Raw genomic sequence first — 13,551 nt, 5'->3', positions numbered from 1 at the left:
CTTAGCGCGTCGGTACAACGGCGGGCGGCGTGGGGTCGGGGGCCTGGCGGAACTCGAATATCTTGCGCAGGAAGCCCGGCGCCACCGCCGAGATGGGATTGACCCGCAGCGTCGGGCCCGACACCGGCCCCACAATCTCGTAGGTCACGCCGACCAGCCCCTCATTGGGCCCGCCGCCGAGGAAGAAGCCGAGCACCGGCAGGCGGCTGAACAGATTGTTCAACCCATAGGCGGGCACATAGGTGCCGCGCACCGCGACGCGGTCATTGGCCAGGTCGAGCGTGCCGTCGAAGGTCGAACCGATCGACGGGCCCCAGATCGCGCCATCGCGCAGGGTGATCTGCTGAGCCGAACGCTGGAACTCGACCTGCAGCTTGCGGAACGAGATGGCGGAGCCCGGCTGGGGACGCCCGTCGCGCATGGTCGCCGGCGCAGCCGCGATCAGCCGGTCGAGCCCCTGTTCGCCACGGATGACGAAGTCGCGCATGTTGATGACGCCGGTCTGCGGACGGCCGTCGCCGGCCGGAGCATCGACGTCGATCCAGAAATCGCCGCCATAGATCTTCGGGTAGAGGTCGATGAAACGAAGCAGCGCGCCGGCATCGCTGGTCGCCACCCGCAATTGCGGGCGACCATTTGCCTGCGCCCGCATGTTTCCCGTGACGCCCCCTTCGCGGCCGACGAGAGCGGCGAGCGAGAATGCCCGGAGATCGCCGTTGCGGCGGGAGATCACCAGGGCGACCTCGCGCATGGTCTCGCCATTATTGCCGACGACGACGCCGAGCTTGACGTCGAGATCGATGTCGCCCGGCTTGGCGGCGCCGGCGCCTGCCACAGGCTTGTCGGTGAGCTGCTTGAGGAAGGCGCGCGCCTGGATCACCTCGCCGCGCACGGTCACCTTGTAGGCGCCGTCGTTATTCTCCAGTTTCACGCTGGCCTTGTCGCCATCGGAAAGCTGAAAGGTGGGCAGATTGGCGCTGACCAGCGCCGCCTTGGCGTCGAGTTCGACGGTTCCCCTGATATCCACACCCTGCCCGGTCACCACCAGATCGTCGAGCCGGGTGCCGCTGGCGTTCATGATGGCCTTCGCGGTCATCCGCGCCGGCTTACCGGCCGGCTTGGTCCATCCCGGCACCAGATCGGCCAGTTTCACGCCGGTAAGGTCCAGCTCGACATCCGCCGTCTTGCCCTTGGCTCCGACGACGCCGTTGAGCTTCACGCCCAGCGTGCCGGACATGCCAGGCAGCTCGAAGCCCAGCTTCTGCCGTGCCGCATCGTCGAGCGAGGCGGCCAGCGCGAAGGTCATGTCGCCGGTGGCCGAACGGCTGTAGTCGAAGCTGGCCGGCGCGCCGCCGAACTTGCCCTGGCCGCGCGCCACCGTCGCCGCCTGGGTCACGAAAGCGCGCACGGTGGCGTCGTCGAGGTTCTGGTTGAGCACCATCTTGGAGGCGCCGAAATCGTCCAGCGTGGCGTCGAACGCGTAGTCGATATCGGAGGGCTGAATGTTGTCCGACAGCTTGACGCTGATCTGCGCCGTTCCCTTGATCGTGCCCGACACCGTCTGCGCCTCGACCGGCACATAGGTCGGGCCGCGCAGCGGCGGGATGCCGGCGAGTTCGATCGCCGCCGCAGCCGGCCCGCTTACATTCACCCGCACCTTGGCCTCGGGCTTGTCCGGGGCGGTGTCGGAAATGTCGAAAATGCTCTCGCCAATGTCCAGCCGGCGGTCGCCGGGCGTCTGCATCGCCGCCTTTGCGACCTTCACATGCGCAGTGCGGCCGGTGATCTTCACCGCAACGTCGGCATCCATGATGGGGGGAAGACCAGGCACCGGAATGAAGCGCCCATTGGTGCCGGTAATGTTGATGCGCAACGCCTCGTCGGCAAGCGGGCGGTCGTCATTGCCGATGGAATCCAGCGGCGCATCGAAGGAAATCTCCGCGGCGCTCACCTCGCCGGAGATCAGATGGTCATACACCCATTTGCGAGGCGCCGGCGCGGCGACGGCCGGCCAAAGGCGGATCAGCGAGGGCACCGTCATCGGCGTGGCCGACACGGACATCGACAGCGAGGGCACCGGCGCGCCGAGATCGAGCGCGCCGCCCAGCGTGATGCCGCCCTGCGGCCCCTTGAGGTCGCCACGGTCGATCGTTGCCCGCTGTGCCACCGGGTCGAAGGAGAGATCGAGCGCGATATCGTCGAGGACGAAGGGCGGAACCTGCGACTGGTGTGGACCGCCGCCGATGAAGCTCGCCCGCGCCGAACGGGTTTGAAGCTGCCAGTTGCCTGCGCGATCGGCGGGCATCTGCACCACGCCGGCGAGGTCCATGGCAAACGGCCCCGCTTGCGCGGTCACCGAGGTGAGGTTGATCCGCCGGGCTGCGGGATCGAGCGAAAACGCCAGCGCCGCCTCGTCGATCAGCATCCTCCCGTCCGCGTCCGGGCCGACCTGAAGCTCGCCCGCGCCGGCCGCCAACCGCCCCGTGGTGGCCAGCACCACGCCGCGTGCGTCGATGGTCGCGGCGAGATCCACCGAAAGCGGCGAGGTGGCGAGAATGTCGGCGCCGGCCTTGCCGGCGGCGATCAACAGATCGCGCGGAGCGAGATCGCGCACTTCCAGTTCCAGGTCGCGCTGCCCGTCCACGAGCGCGCCGACGGTGGCGCGGGCGGACCAGGGCCCGTCCATTCCCCCTGCCGTGATGTTGAAGGTGACGCCGCCTTCCGCCGGGCGCGACAGCGACAGGTCGATGTCGTCGAACGTCCACTGCCGGCCACTGGCCTCGTTGCGGATGATGACAACGCCTTCCTTAAGGCCGATCTCGCTCAGCTTGCCACCATCAAGCCCACCCTGGTCGAGCTGGCGCGCAAGCGCGGCCAGGCTCGCCAGCCGCAGCGGCCCGAAAGGTGTCACGGTCTCGGCCCCCCCGGGGAGTGCCGCAGCCTCGGCCGGGACGCCCTCCGCCGCGGGAGCGGGAGCCGCTTCGGGCACCGCCGCGAGTTCGGAAGCGGGAACCGTGGCGAGCGCCTTGGGATGCACGGTGGCGCCGGCCGAGTCGCCGCCACCATCCGTGGAAATGGAGAGCTGTCCCTGCGCATCGATGAACACATTGAGCCGGACACCGACGAGATCGACGCGCTCGGGCTGCATGAGCCAGGGCAGCCAGCTGTCCTGCAGCGCCACCTCGGCCTGCGGCGCGGTCGCAATGACATCGCCGTCATCGTCGCGAACCGTGATGTCCGCGGCGTGCAGGATGATGCCGCCATGTGGCGCCCTGTCGGCGACGATGCCGCCGATCTGCACCGTGCGGCCGGCGCCGAGCCGCGCCTCGAGCGTGCTCTCCACATAGGGGCGCGCCATGTCCACGGTGAGAATGCCGGTGCTGAAGAGCAGATAGACCGTCACCGCAATGGCGGCGACAACAGCGAAGACCGAACCGCCCGACCAGGCGCAATAGCGCAGCCAGCGCCGACGCCCGGTCGGCGCGGCACAGAGCTTCCGAGCCCGCCGGACGCGCAGGCGCTTGACATGGCGCTTGCCGCGCGTCTCCGACCTCTGGGTCGTAGGCTCATTCATCTACGGCACGAATCCTTGCATCTTCAGCCATAATGCCCTTGCGAAAGGCCGGCGGCGACACCTTATCCCCGCACTCGCTGACACTATGCTTTCACTCCGCGAGACGGCACGGCACGTCTCCGGCAAATGTCGTTCCGTCAGCCGATCACCCCCAAAGACGCCGAAAGGAAGGCATATGAACGAGATTGCGGTTGGGGCACACGCTCCTGACTTCACTCTGACGACCGATTCAGGCGATGTGCTGTCGCTGGCTGCCTGCCGAGGCCGCAAATTGGTGCTTTATTTCTACCCGAAGGCCGGCACCTCCGGCTGCACGGTCGAGGCGCATGATTTCAACCGCCTCAAGGCCGATTTCGATGCGGCCGAGACTCGTGTCGTCGGCATCTCTCCCGATCCCGACAAGGCGCTGGCGAAATTCCGCTTGAAGCAGGGCCTCACCTTCGACCTCGCCGGAGACGAGACCCACGCGATGCTGGAGGCCTATGGCGTCTGGGGTGAGAAGAGCATGTACGGGCACAAATATATGGGCGTGGAGCGCACCACCGTACTGATCGACCGCGACGGCAAAATCGCCCGGATCTGGCCAAAGGTGAAGGTCGCCGGCCATGCCGACGAGGTCCTGGCCGCCGCGCAGGCGCTTTGACGGCGCCGCGCGGGGCGCGACATCAGTCGACGTCCTCGACGCTGGCCGGGCCGCCGCCATAGGCGCGCTGGGCCAGCGCCGCTTCCATGAACGGGTCGAGATCGCCGTCCAGCACTTCCTGCGGCGTGCCAGACGTGACGCCGGTGCGCAGGTCCTTCACCAGCTGATAGGGCTGCAGCACATAGGAGCGGATCTGGTGGCCCCAGCCGATATCGGTCTTGGCGGCCTGGTCGGCGGCCGCCTGCGCCTCGCGCTTCTTCAGCTCCATCTCGTAGAGCTTGGCGCGCAGCATTTCCCACGCCGTCGCGCGGTTCTTGTGCTGGGAGCGGTCGCCCTGCGCCACGACGGCGATGCCGGTGGGCAGATGGGTGAAGCGGACGGCCGATTCGGTCTTGTTGACGTGCTGGCCGCCGGCGCCGCCCGAGCGCATCGTGTCGATGCGCAGGTCGCTTTCCTTGATGTCGACGACGATGCGGTCATCGATCACCGGGTAGACGTCCACACTGGCGAACGAGGTCTGGCGCCGGGCGTTCGAATCGAAGGGCGAGATGCGAACGAGGCGGTGCACGCCGCCCTCGGTCTTCATCCAGCCATAGGCGTTGTGGCCCTTGACCAGAATGGTCGCGGATTTCAGCCCGGCGGTCTCGCCCGCCTGCTCGTCCACCAGTTCCACCTTGAAGCCACGGCGCTCGGCCCAGCGCGTGTACATGCGCAGCAGCATCAGCGCCCAGTCCTGGCTGTCGGTGCCGCCGGCACCGGCATGGACTTCGAGATAGCTGTCATTGGCGTCGGCCTCGCCGGACAGCAAGGCCTCCAGCTGGCGACGGGCGACCTCGGCCTTCAGCTTGGTCAGGGCGTTTGCCGCCTCGTCGACGATCGAGGCGTCGCCCTCGGCCTCGCCCATCTCGATCAGTTCGACATTGTCGGAAAGCTCGCGGGTGATCCGCTCCAGCGCACCGAGCCCATCCTCCAGCGTGCCGCGCTCCTGCATGAGCTTCTGCGCGCGCTCGGGGTCGTTCCACAGATTGGGGTCCTCCGCGAGCGCATTCAGCTCGGCAAGGCGGGCCTTGGAACGGTCGAAATCGATGTGCTGCCGCAGCAACTGGGCGGCTTCCCGGATTTCGTCGACGCTCGCGGCGAGCTCGGCGCGCATGATGGCTACTCTCGATAGGACGTTGAAGGCGGCGGAAAATAGAGGCGTTGTCCGGCAGTGTAAACGCCCCGCGCGGGTGATCGCCCGGTGCGGGCGACGTACGCCCGTTTCCAGGGCGCACAGCCGGCTCTAACATGCCGGTCCATCACTGGAGAAACGACCATGCACCTTATCGGCATGCTGGATTCGCCCTATGTGCGCCGCGTCGCGGTATCGATGACCTGCCTCGGCCTGCCGTTTACACACGAATCCGTGTCCGTCTTCCGGCACTATGAGCGGTTTGCCGCCATCAACCCGGTGGTGAAGGCGCCGACGCTGGTGACCGACGCCGGCATCGTGCTGATCGATTCGACGCTGATCCTCGAACATGCGGAGAAGCTGGCGGCGCCCGGGCGCTCCCTCACCCCCGGCCATCTAGCGCTCCATGCGCGCTCCCAGCGCATTATCGGCCTCGCGCTCGCCGCCTGCGAGAAGTCCGTGCAGATCGTCTACGAGCACCAGCTCCGCCCCGAGGAGAAGCGCCACCAGCCCTGGCTCGACCGCGTGACCGAACAGCTCTTCGCCGCCTATCGTCTGCTGGAGGGCGAGATCGGCGAGCGGGACGGATGGCTGCTGGGCGGGGAGATCCAGCAGGCGGACATCACCGCCGCCATCGCCTGGACCTTCACCACCCGCATCATTCCCGATGTGGTGCCGGCAGATGCTTTCCCGGGCGTGGCGCAGCTCGCCGCCCGGGCCGAGGCGCAGGAGGCGTTCCGCGCCTGGCCCTATGATGGCTGAGCGCCCGGGCGGCGGGGCTCAGTAGAGCCCGCCGGTGCCGCTGGCACCCACCGCGCGGTCGGCGTCCGGGTTGATGCCGACCGGATTGCCGGCGGCATCGGTGGCGCCGATGATCGAGTAGCTGTCCGGCGGCGCCGTACCCGGCTTGAACGCCTCCAGGATCGAGCCCTCGCCCGGGCCGGCGCGCAGGCCGCTCTTCGGGTTGATGCGGATGAGCTTGATGCCCGGTGGCACGCGGAAGGGCACGGCCGGGCGATCCGCCAAGGCGAGCTTCATGAAGTCGCGCACGACAGGCGCGGCGATGAGGCCGCCGGTCGAGCCCTTACCCATCGGCTTGGGGGTGTCGAAGCCGAGATACACCGCCACCACGATTTCCGGGGTGTAGCCGACGAACCAGGCGTCCTTTTCTTCATTGGTCGTGCCGGTCTTGCCGGCAATGGGCTTGCCCAGCACCTTCAGTGCCGTGCCGGTGCCGCGCTGGACGACGCCTTCCAGCATCGAGGTGATCTGGTAGGCGGTCATCGGGTCGAGCACCTGCTCGCGCCGGTCGACCAGCACAGGCTCGGTCTGGCCGCTCCACGCATTGGCGTCGCAGCCGCGGCACTCGCGCTCGTCATGCCGGTAGATGGTCTTGCCGTAGCGGTCCTGCACGCGGTCGATCAGGGTCGGCTTGATGCGCTTGCCGCCATTGGCGAACATCGAATAGCCGCCGGCCATGCGTAGTGCCGTGGTCTCGCCCGCCCCGAGCGACATGGAGAGCACCGGCAGCAGATTATCGGAGACGCCGAAGCGCTTGGCGTATTCGACGATCAGCGGCATGCCGAGATCGTTGGCGAGCCGCACCGTCATCACGTTGCGCGACTGCTCGATGCCGAAGCGCAGGGTCTGCGGGCCGTAGAACTTGCCGGAATAGTTTTCCGGCCGCCACGTCGCCTGCCCCTGCTGCGCCAGCTCGAAGGGCGCGTCCAGCACGACGCTGGAGGGCGTGTAGCCATTGTCGATGGCCGCCGCGTAGACATAGGGCTTGAACGACGAGCCCGGCTGGCGCTGGGCCTGCGTCGCACGGTTGAACTGGCTCTCATCGAAGGAGAAGCCGCCGGCCATCGCCAGCACGCGCCCGGTGGAGGGGTCCATCGCCACCAGCGCGCCCTCGATCTGCGGCTGCTGGCGCAGGCGCCACTGGTCCGGCTTGCCGTCCACCGGCTCGACATAGATCACGTCGCCCGGCTTGAGCACCCCGCCGACGCCGCCCTTGGCGTTGCGGATCGCCCATTTGGCGCCATCGGCGGTGATCATGCCGACATCGCGCTGCGTGCCGAGCACGCCGGAACGGTCGCGCTGCGGCTGCAGGCCGATGCGCGCGCCCTTCGCGTCCGAATCGAGCACGACGGCGAGCCGCCACGGGATGTCGGTGAAGGTGCGCACATCGGCAAGGCGGGCGCCCCAGTCGCCGGTGGTCTCGATGCGGGTGACCGGCCCGCGGAAACCGCGCTGCTCGTCATAGCGCGTCAGGCCGTCGAGCAGCGCCTGCTTGGCATATTGCTGGAGCTTGGGGTTGAGCGTGGTGCGGACCGACAGGCCGCCGCCATACAGCTTGTCCTCGCCATAGCGCTCGAAGATCTCGCGGCGCACTTCCTCGGCGAAATATTCAGCCGAGAAGATGTGCGCGCCGGTCGGGCGAACGGTGACGGCAAGGTCGCTCTTCTTGGCCTCGTCGGCCTGCGCCTCGGTGATGTAGCCGTTCTCGGCCATGCGATCGATCACCCAGTTGCGGCGCTCGACGGCGGCGTCGTGGCGGCGGAACGGGTGATAATTGTTCGGGCCCTTCGGCAAAGCGGCGAGATAGGCCGCCTCGGCGATGTTGAGCTCGGAAACCGACTTGTCGAAATAGAGCAGCGAGGCGGCGGCGACACCATAGGAGCCGATGCCGAGATAGATCTCGTTCAGATAGAGTTCGAGGATCTTGTTCTTGGAATAGGCGCGCTCCATGCGCAGCGCCAGCAGCGCCTCCTTCACCTTGCGGTCGATCGAGACCTCGTTGGTCAGGAGAAAGTTCTTCGCCACCTGCTGGGTGATGGTGGAGGCGCCCTGCGGGCGGCGGCCGGAGCCGTAATTCTGCAGGAAGGCATAGGCGGCGCGGCCGATACCCGTCAGGTCGATGCCGCCATGCGAGTAGAAGTTCTTGTCCTCGGCCGAGATGAAGGCGTCCTTCACCAGGTCGGGAATGTTCTGGATCGGCAGATAGAGCCGGCGCTCGCGCGCATATTCGGCCAGCAGCGACCCGTCGGCGGCGTGGACGCGCGTCATCACCGGCGGCTCGTAATTCTGCAGCTGGCTGTAGTCCGGCAGGTCCTGCGAGAATTTCCACGCAAAATAGCCGGCCGCCGCGCCACCGACCACGAAGACGATCGTGCCGAGCGCGAACATGAACCCTAAGAACCGCAGAAGCAGCCGCATACGGCCGAGCCCCCATAAGCTGAGGACGCCACCGCGCCAGCGCGATGCGAGTCCGAATGTGGTCGTCGCCCAAAGGGCAGCGTGTGCGCGGCAACTATGGCCTTATCGCGACCGTTCAAGGTGCCGTCACGGCCACCGGCTTGGCACTGGCCCGGTCGACACTGGCAGGCAACGCCACCGTGGCACGGTCGCGCGGCCTTTGTGCCGCGAAATAAGCCTCGATCGCCACCGCCATGGCGTCGGTGACACTATCCTGCCATTGAGACGATGTCATGAGTTCGAGGTCCTTGGCGCTCGAAAGATAGCCAAGCTCGAACAGCACGGACGGCACGTCGGGCGCCTTCAACACCTTGAAGCCCGCCGATTTGAGCGGCGATTTATGCATGCGCGCGACACCGCTGACGCTTCCGGCAAGGCTGCGCGCGAAGAGCGCGGAGAAATTGCGCGTCTCGCGCTGCGCGAGGTCGAACAAGATGCCCGCGACATCCGCCGGCTCTTCGGAAAGGTCGAGACCGGCGATCATGTCGGCCTTGTTTTCCGAATCGGCCAGCCGCTGGGCCTCGGCGTCGGAAGCCCGGTCGGAAATGGTGTAGATCGTCGCGCCACGCACATCGCCATCGTGCGAGCCGAGCGAATCGGCGTGCAGCGAGATGAACAGCTTGGCCTCGTTCTCGCGGGCGAAGCGGACGCGCTGGCCCAGCGAAATGTACGTATCCTTGGTACGCGTCATCAGCACGCGGTAGCGCCCGGTCTCCTCCAATTGATGCTGGAGCTTGCGGGCGATAGTAAGAACCAGCTGCTTCTCGGTCACGCCGAATTTGGCGTTCACCGCGCCGGAATCGACGCCGCCATGGCCGGGGTCGAGCACGATGACCGGACGCACATCGCCGGCGGCAGCCACGTCGGCCTTCGGCATCTCCGGCTGCTCCGTGGCCCGCAGGGGCGCGGCCACGGCCTTCAGGAAGGTGCTGCGATCGGTCCTGACGAGATCGATGACCAGACGGGCCGGCTGGTCGTCCATCGGCTCCAGCACGAAGGCCTTGTCGACCGTCACCGGATCGGTCAGGTCCATCACGATGCGGGCCTTGCCCGGCGCGAACAGGCCGAAGCGATAGGCCGAGACGAGGCCGCGCCCCTCCTGCCCCGCCGAGGCCGGCAGCGCGAAGATGACGTCGGGAATGTCGACCACGACCCGGTAGGGATCAGCGAGGGTGAAGGCGCCCAGCGGCACGGAGCGCGAGAGGTCGATCACCAGGCGCGTGCGCTCGCCATCGCCGGCGAGGCGCGCATCGGTGGCCACCACGGGCTCGCTGGCGCGGGCCGGCGGGGACGCCGAAAGCCACGCCGGCAACAGCGCAAGCGCCGCCGCCAGCCATATCTTCCGCATGCCCGTTCGCACCGCCATGGCTGCCTGCATTCTCCTCCGCCGGCTTCCCGACGTGAAGGTCGGGCCGCGCTGCCGACCTTTCTACCGAAATACGCAGGAAGCGTTAACCAGACCTTGCAAACCGAATCGCTTCCGCTGGCAGCCGTTGCCGGCGCGCAACGGCGGCCCGGATGCGATCCTTGCCAAATCGGCACGCATGCCGCTATTAAGAGCATGCATATGGTTCGCATTCCGGTCGCTCGTCGACGTCCGGCTTTCGCGGCCCCTGCGGCGAAGGGCGCTCCAGCAATGGCAGAGCCCGGCACAAGGCGCGATTTCCTTTCAGGACCCGTAGCCGTGCCTCTGGCGGTCGTCACGACCGCGCGCCGGGGGGAACGCGGCCCGGCCTCGTCATTCACGGACGATCGGACACGGGGTGCTCGCGCGGCTTATTTTGCTGCGCCGTTCCCCGCGCCTTCGTGGCCATCTGCCTTGAGCCGGACCACACACGGTCGCGGCTCGTCCTGTTCGGTCGTGTAAGGACGGCAGCCAACGATGATGCGTCAGCCGGCAAGTGTGGGTCACGTGCGCAGGGTGGATTTCCGCCGCGCACCCGCCCGCAGGCCCGCGACCAGCGCACCGCGTCGGCGCCCCGCCTGCGAGGCTCCCCGTCCTGCCCGCCGCATACCCTTCGCGCTTTCAGTTTCCGCTTACTGGCACGGCCAGAGCCGTCCGGCGTCCATGGCGACGTCGACGCGGCCGTTGCCCCATATGAGAGTTCAATGGCCAACAAGATGCTCATCGACGCCACCCATCCCGAGGAGACTCGGGTGGTGGTGGTGCGCGGCAACCGTGTCGAGGAATTCGACTTCGAGGCCGCCAACCGCAAGCCGCTGCGCGGCAACATCTACCTCGCCAAGGTTACGCGGGTAGAGCCCTCCCTCCAGGCCGCCTTCGTCGAATATGGCGGCAACCGGCATGGCTTCCTCGCCTTCAGCGAGATTCATCCCGATTACTACCAGATCCCGGTCGCCGACCGGCAGGCGCTGCTCGCCGAAGAAGAGCGCCAGCAGCGGCGGGACGCCGAGGCGGAGAACGAGGACAAGCCCAAGGGTCGCACCCGCCGCCCGCGCGGCGCGCCGAAGGCCGCCGAAGGCGACGAGACCGTTTCCGAAGACGCTGCCGGCGAATCCGCCGAGGGCGATGCCGGTTCGGATGCCGGCCCCGCCCGCCGCTCCCGCCGTCGCCCCTCCTCATCCGACGACGAGTCCGGTGGCGAGATCGAGGAGATCGCCGGCGAGGAGGAGATCGTCGACGAGGTCGGCTCCGACGACGCCATGGAAGAAATGCCCGAGCGCGGGGCGCCGCGCGGCCGGGCCCGCACCTACAAGATCCAGGAAGTGATCAAGCGCCGGCAGGTCATGCTGGTGCAGGTCGTCAAGGAAGAACGCGGCAACAAGGGCGCGGCGCTCACCACCTATCTCTCGCTCGCCGGCCGCTATTCGGTGCTGATGCCCAATACCGCGCGCGGCGGCGGCATCTCCCGCAAGATCACCTCGGCCGAGGACCGCAAGCGGCTGAAGGAGGTCGCTTCCGACCTCGAAGTGCCGGAGGGCATGGGCGTCATCCTGCGCACCGCCGGCGCCAACCGCACCAAGCCGGAGATCAAGCGCGACTTCGAATATCTCCTGCGCCTGTGGGAGAATGTGCGCGAGCTCACGCTGGGCTCGACCGCGCCCTCGCTGGTCTATGAGGAAGGCTCGCTGATCAAGCGCTCGATCCGCGACCTCTACAACAAGGACATCGACGAGGTTCTCGTCGCCGGCGACGAGGGCTACCGCGAGGCCAAGGACTTCATGCGCATGCTCATGCCGAGCCATGCGAAGAACGTGAAGCCCTACAAGGAGACGCAGCCGGTGTTCACCCGTTTCGGGGTGGAGAGCCAGCTCGACGCGATGTTCCTGCCGCAGGTGCAGCTGCGCTCCGGCGGCTATCTCGTCATCAACCCGACCGAGGCGCTGGTCTCCATCGACGTGAACTCCGGGCGCTCGACCCGCGAGCACAACATCGAGGACACGGCGCTGAAAACCAACCTGGAGGCCGCCGAAGAGGTGGCCCGCCAGCTGCGCCTGCGCGATCTTGCCGGCCTTGTCGTGATCGACTTCATCGACATGGACGAGAAGCGCAACAACCGCGCGGTCGAGCGCAAGCTGAAGGACTGCCTGAAGAACGACCGCGCCCGCATCCAGCTCGGCCGCATCTCGCATTTCGGCCTGATGGAGATGAGCCGCCAGCGCATCCGCACGGGCGTGCTGGAAAGCTCCACCGAGGTCTGCCCGCACTGCGGCGGCACCGGCCATGTGCGCTCCTCGCCGTCCGTCGCGCTGCAGATGCTGCGCGGCGCCGAGGACATTCTCCAGCGTTCGAACACGCATAACCTCGTCATCCGCACCCGGGCCGAGAACGCGCTCTATGTGCTCAACCACAAGCGCGCGCATCTGCACGAGCTGGAGGAGCGTTTCGGCGTCCTCATCACCATCTCGGCCGACCCGTCGCTTACCGGGCTCACGCCCTTCGCGATCGACAAGGGCGAGGCGGTTCTGAACCCGATCCCGCTGCCGCGTCCGCCCGAACTGGTCTTCGAGCCGGAGGACGAGATCGACCTTGCCGTCGCGGATGACGCCGAGGACGAGACGGAGGGCGAGAGCGAGGTCGCGAAGGTCGCTTCCGACGAACCCGAGACCGAGGGCGAGAGCGAGGCCGGCGAAAGCCGCACCCAGCCTGCGCCCGCCAATGGCGACCCGGCCGGAGACGGCAGCCGCCGTCGGCGGCGTCGGCGTCGGCGGCGGCGCGGCGGTGGCGCCAATGGCGAACACGGCGAGAATGGCGATCGCGGCTCCGAGGGCGATTCCGGTTCTGAGTTGGCCGGCGCCGAGTTCGAGGATGATGGCGAGGACGGCGAGGCCGAGGGCCCGACCGCCGTTCACGCCACCACCGAAGAAGGCCCGCAAGAGGTGACGGCGGAATCGCCGACAGCCGCAGAGCCGGCCGAACAGGCCCTGGCTGTCGCCGAGGACGCGGCCGTCGCGCCGGAAGCGGCCTCCACCGAGGCTGTGCCCGAAACCGTCGCCGAAGCCGCGCCGGCCGAGGACGAGAAGCCGCGTCGTGGCCGCCGTGGCGGACGTCGCACCAAGGCGGCTGCGGCCGAGACGGCCGAGGCCCCTGCGGCCGAGGCCGCGCCGGTTGCCGAAGCCCCGGCTCCGGAGACGGCAGCCGCCGAAGAGCCGGCAGCGGCCAAGCCGAAGCCCCGCCGCCGTCGCTCGACGGTGCGTGAGGCCGCCCCGGCGGTCGCGGCCGACAGCGAAGGCGTGAGTGAGGCGCCGGCCGAGGCCCCAGTGCCGGAAGCACCGGCCCCCGTCGCCGAGGCACCCGCCGCCGAGCCGGAGACGAGCGCACCCGAGACGGAGGCGCCGGCTTCCACCGAGGCCGCCCCGCCGGCCGAGCCGGAGCCCGACCGTCCGCGCCGCACCGGCTGGTGGCAGCGCAAGATCTTCGGCGAGTGAGCGTGGCCGCAGCCG

Annotated in this window: 7 protein-coding genes; 3 read left to right on the top strand and 4 right to left on the bottom strand. The window is 68.0% G+C overall.

Annotated features, from left to right (window positions below; translation table 11 throughout):
• Position 1: 1 nt before the first annotated feature.
• Positions 2-3,574, bottom strand: a complete 3,573-nt coding sequence (locus tag ACQY76_RS15785; RefSeq protein ID WP_428029675.1) for an AsmA-like C-terminal region-containing protein — start codon at positions 3,572-3,574, stop codon at positions 2-4.
• A 175-nt stretch (positions 3,575-3,749) separates the two neighbouring features.
• On the opposite strand from ACQY76_RS15785, the gene bcp reads away from it, so the two are divergent.
• Positions 3,750-4,217: a thioredoxin-dependent thiol peroxidase gene (bcp, locus tag ACQY76_RS15780; protein ID WP_428029674.1), complete on the top strand. Its 468-nt coding sequence runs from the start codon at positions 3,750-3,752 to the stop codon at positions 4,215-4,217.
• Positions 4,218-4,239: 22 nt separating this feature from the next.
• On the opposite strand, the gene prfB is transcribed toward bcp, so the two are convergent.
• The gene (gene prfB, locus ACQY76_RS15775) at positions 4,240-5,370 is read right to left on the bottom strand and encodes a peptide chain release factor 2 (RefSeq protein ID WP_428029673.1); all 1,131 of its coding nucleotides are present in this window, start codon (positions 5,368-5,370) and stop codon (positions 4,240-4,242) included.
• A 162-nt stretch (positions 5,371-5,532) separates the two neighbouring features.
• Here prfB and ACQY76_RS15770 point away from each other — a divergent pair, with 162 nt between their 5' ends.
• Positions 5,533-6,150 (top strand): glutathione S-transferase, encoded by a 618-nt coding sequence (locus ACQY76_RS15770; protein ID WP_428029672.1) that lies wholly within the window; start codon positions 5,533-5,535, stop codon positions 6,148-6,150.
• 18 nt (positions 6,151-6,168) lie between these two features.
• Here ACQY76_RS15770 and ACQY76_RS15765 read toward each other — a convergent pair whose 3' ends face one another.
• Positions 6,169-8,607 carry a penicillin-binding protein 1A gene (locus ACQY76_RS15765; RefSeq protein ID WP_428029671.1) on the bottom strand — a complete coding sequence of 813 codons (2,439 nt, stop codon included), beginning with the start codon at positions 8,605-8,607 and terminating at the stop codon, positions 6,169-6,171.
• A 115-nt stretch (positions 8,608-8,722) separates the two neighbouring features.
• Entirely contained in the window at positions 8,723-10,012 is a 1,290-nt protein-coding gene (locus ACQY76_RS15760) for an N-acetylmuramoyl-L-alanine amidase (RefSeq protein WP_428029670.1), read from the bottom strand.
• A 743-nt stretch (positions 10,013-10,755) separates the two neighbouring features.
• On the opposite strand from ACQY76_RS15760, the gene ACQY76_RS15755 reads away from it, so the two are divergent.
• The gene (locus ACQY76_RS15755) at positions 10,756-13,536 is read left to right on the top strand and encodes an Rne/Rng family ribonuclease (RefSeq protein WP_428029669.1); all 2,781 of its coding nucleotides are present in this window, start codon (positions 10,756-10,758) and stop codon (positions 13,534-13,536) included.
• The last annotated feature ends 15 nt before the right edge of the window (positions 13,537-13,551 follow it).

It is taken from the genome of Ancylobacter sp., assembly GCF_965279025.1.
Classification (GTDB): domain Bacteria; phylum Pseudomonadota; class Alphaproteobacteria; order Rhizobiales; family Xanthobacteraceae; genus Ancylobacter.
The sequence above is the reverse complement of the archived record's forward strand: the minus strand, read 5'-3'. Positions and strand labels throughout refer to the sequence as shown.